3 protein-coding genes and 1 pseudogene are annotated in these 3,887 nt (G+C 32.0%); all 4 read right to left on the reverse strand.

Annotated features, from left to right (window positions below):
- Positions 1-721: pseudogene (locus AC1DJR_RS20450) on the reverse strand (ABC transporter permease); the annotation flags it as partial.
- Between the two features lie 6 nt (positions 722-727).
- Entirely contained in the window at positions 728-1,990 is a 1,263-nt protein-coding gene (locus AC1DJR_RS20455) for an MFS transporter (RefSeq protein ID WP_477003375.1), read from the reverse strand.
- Positions 1,991-2,036: 46 nt separating this feature from the next.
- The gene (locus AC1DJR_RS20460; protein WP_002069302.1) at positions 2,037-2,672 is read right to left on the reverse strand and encodes a TetR/AcrR family transcriptional regulator; all 636 of its coding nucleotides are present in this window, start codon (positions 2,670-2,672) and stop codon (positions 2,037-2,039) included.
- 396 nt (positions 2,673-3,068) lie between these two features.
- Entirely contained in the window at positions 3,069-3,548 is a 480-nt protein-coding gene (locus tag AC1DJR_RS20465) for a DUF1648 domain-containing protein (protein ID WP_060751810.1), read from the reverse strand.
- Positions 3,549-3,887: the final 339 nt, after the last annotated feature.

Genomic DNA, 3,887 nt, shown 5'->3' on the forward strand with positions numbered 1-3,887 from the left:
ACGTAATAGAGGGACCTTTTTGAGGTAAGTTTGATGACTGGTATAAAGTTTCAAATTCATTTATTTTATTTAAATCTGTTAGCTGGAATTCAATAAGATATTCACTTTCTCCAAAATTCCCCTTTATTCTTTCGAAGTCTTCATCGCTTATTACAAATCGTTTTGAACTAACAAGTGATGGGTTCATTTGAACATCACGAACAAATGCCGAAATAGTAAATTCTAGCTCATTATTATTTTTAACAACCCAAATTTTATCTCCAATACGCAAATTATATTTTTGCATATAATAAATTGGTACACCTATTTCCCCTTTCCTAACATCGATCAATTCATTATTTAAATCTAATAAAAAGTCAAAAGTACTATTTTGCTTAACGAAGCTAATGTCCATTACACTATTATGTTCCGCTTGATTTTTCTTCTTTATAAAAATGTTAGATCCGCCTATTTGAACCATCTCTGCTGTTTGTTGTTTTTTTACAAAAGGAGTTTGCGCTACAAATGAATCAATTGACTTTTGGTTTATTTCTCCGGCATGCATTTGTACGAAGTGCGGTGCGTTTGATACTTTAAACAATTGATCCGTTGAGTTCAATAGATTTATAACGTTACTTGAAGCACTTGCGATTAAAAGACTTGATAACATGATAAACATAAATAGAATGGTAATTATCATTTTATTTTGAGAGAAATCTCTTTTTAACATTCTCCTAATCATATGGAGCTAGTTCCCTTCATTCCATAATATTTTCTTCGTCACTATCGCTATTATTATCATTATGAAACTAATAACTAATATAGGTAAATAAATTTTCATACTGAATCCTTCAAACATAAAACCATAAATGACTTGCCCAATGGGTGCCATACATTGAGATACCGCTGTTATAATTGCCATTACTTTTCCTAGGTTTTCATTTGGTGTTTTCTTTTGGACTACAGTAATCACATAGATGGATACAATTGTCACGATCATTGCAATTAGAATAGAAGAAAGTATAAAGAGGATAAATGGTGGATAGTATCCTAAATTAAGAATAGCTGGCGTAACTGATAGTGCCATTGGTAGTACTAATAAAGCTATTAAAAGCATCCAGTAATACAATGTTTTCATCTGTAGCTTTTTCGCAAAAAAACCTATCGATAATGCACCTAAAATAGTAGCAAAATCGATCAATCCCATTCCAATTCCGTATAACGTGTCGCTACTTTCCATTGTTACTCGTATAATAATTGGAGCGCCAACAACAAATAGCGGTGTAAGTATTAAATTTAGTAATGCAGCTAAAAGCATAGATTTCAAAATAAATGGTTGTTTTAAAACATATATAAATCCTTCTTTCATATCCTTTACAATTGTCGGTATTATATGGCTTTCTCGTGCTCTTTTTATAAAAGGTATTTTAATAAACATTTCTAAAATCGCAGATAAAAAGAAAGCAAGACAACTTATTATTACGAGCATTTTCAAACCAATTATGCCGTACAATATTCCTCCAAATACAGGAGCAACTATATTTGACAATGCTTGCACACCATTTACGATACCGTTCGCTTGCTCTAACTTATTCTCTGGAACTAATTGCGGAATACTCGCCATTACAACAGGTGAATACATTGCACTAACGACTGCTAGTAAAAACATAATTGTTCCAATCAATATAATAGATACAGGTCCAGTAAATAACAAAACTATAAAGCTTAATACAATCGCAGCGTTGATAAAGTCAAAAATAACCATTAAATCACGGCGATTGAAACGATCTGCTATCGCTCCGCCGAGAGGAGCTAGTAAAAACGGAATACTCGTTACCGCATATAATCCTGCGAATATATCAGCACGCCCTGTTATATCTAGCACATATAATGACAGGGCAAAACGTAAAAGTGTTGAACCTAAAATAGTAATAATTTGTCCACTCACCATTAAGTGAAAATCTTTCATCGAAGACCTTATACTAGCTGACATCCTTATCACACCTTTCATTCGATTCAGACCGACTGTCGGTCGATAATATCCAAACAGAAAATTACTATTTCTGTTTGATTAAAACCTCCACCATGTAATCAAAGGCTCCCTCTTTCGCTCCAACAGATGCTTCCATCATTTTGATATAAGCTTTAGCCCTCCTCATCATTTCTTCCGGCTTCCACTGGAATAAACCCTCATCAAATATGACTTGTGCTGAAGAGAGTAATAATTCAATCGTTTCTTGTGGGTATGGAGTAGAAAATATGCCTTCAGCGATTCCTTGTTCTAAAATCTCTGCTAAAACAGGAGATAAATGAATAATTGATTGTACTATACTTTTTTGATGCATTTCCGCATTATTTGGCTGATGAAATTGTTCAATCATTTTATCTTTTACATCTCCTGATTTTGGTGATTGTTCCATTAAAACTCGAAATAGCTTATCCAAAACTGGGATATTAGGGTTAGAGACAATTGCTTTCGCTTTAGCAACATCCGCTTTAATAATCCTCATAATAATTTCATCCATTACTTCTTCTTTCGACTTAAAATAATGATAAAACGTCCCCTTTGCTATACCAATCTCTTTTAAAATGTCATTTACTGTAGTTTTCGTATACCCTTTTGTAACAAACAAACGTTCAGCAGTTTCTAAAATTTCATTTCTACGYTCCCCATATTCTTTTACGATCCTCATTCATGTACTCCTTCCTACGGACCGACTGTCGGTTTATTTAAAGTATATGTTTAGTATGTRAAAAGTTTCCTGTTATCGTAYATATACAACAACCTACTTTACATTTCCTTTATGAATTTTAAAATTTATTTTTAATACGGTGAATGAAATTTTAAAATTTCATTTTTGGTATCCCCCTGTAGAAAGACATTAAAGTTATTAAATTTTAAAACCGCAAACACRCATACCCCCGTCCTAAAATTAGGATGGAGGTAAAATAAAATTGTTTAATTTTTGATTAAACAAACTTCCCTATACGAAATTTATAATAAATTCATTTAAAATTCTAAATTGCATCCCATAATAGCGCCCGATAACGAAATAACGTCATAAATTAGAATGTTTATTCAATCCGTATTATTTAATTTTCCGTTGCCTTATTATTCCTATAACAATTGGAATAACTGTTCCGATAATTATTATTGGTAAAAATAATTTACCTAAACCCCCGCCCCAACCTAAAACTATTGAAATTGTCTCAAATTGGATTAAAGCAAAAATAACTAAACAAACATTTTTTAATTGATTAATCATTTTTCGGCTATTTAAATAAAACTGCTTAGCATTCGATTCATTAAGTCTTTGTGGATAGTTATTAACTTCTGGAAACTTCTCTAAAGTCTGCATTAAAAGTATTATAAATGTCCCGATTCCTGGTAGAATCAAAAGTTCCCATTTTGACCCCCAGCGATCTACAACCCCATTTGCGTTATAATGTCCCGGTACTTCCTCAGGTAATCCTCCCCAAATGGTGATCAAAAAAATTATTGATCCTAAGAAAAATGAATATCCAATGATATCCCAAATCCATTCACTTTTTGTTCTTTGGATTTTCATTCTAGGTCTTCCCCATGAATTCACTATATTTCTCCTCCCCCTTCTACGATATCTATAGTAATACATATCCTGTATTACATTTTAAATTCCGATTCATATAACCAAATTATCTCAAATTTACGATATTTTCTCAATTGATTATTATAGAATATGTCCCAATTATTAAATAACAGGACTCGTGTTTTTTAGAAAATCTCATTATCTTTCAAACGACTTCATTGTATAAAAATAAAAAAGAGCCGCAATTATTTGCGCCTCTTTTAAAATTATAACTATTTAACGGCCACGTCTTTGCTGACCTTGTTTTGCACTACTTTTCTTATTACTTGGCTTATTAAA

It is taken from the genome of Bacillus sp. 05T31 (assembly GCF_056396725.1).

Coding starts and splice junctions, on each gene's coding strand:
- AC1DJR_RS20455 (WP_477003375.1), bottom strand. CDS start 1,990: ATGAAAGGTGTGATAAGGATGTCAGCTAGTATAAGGTCTTCGATGAAA.
- AC1DJR_RS20465 (WP_060751810.1), bottom strand. CDS start 3,548: ATGAAAATCCAAAGAACAAAAAGTGAATGGATTTGGGATATCATTGGA.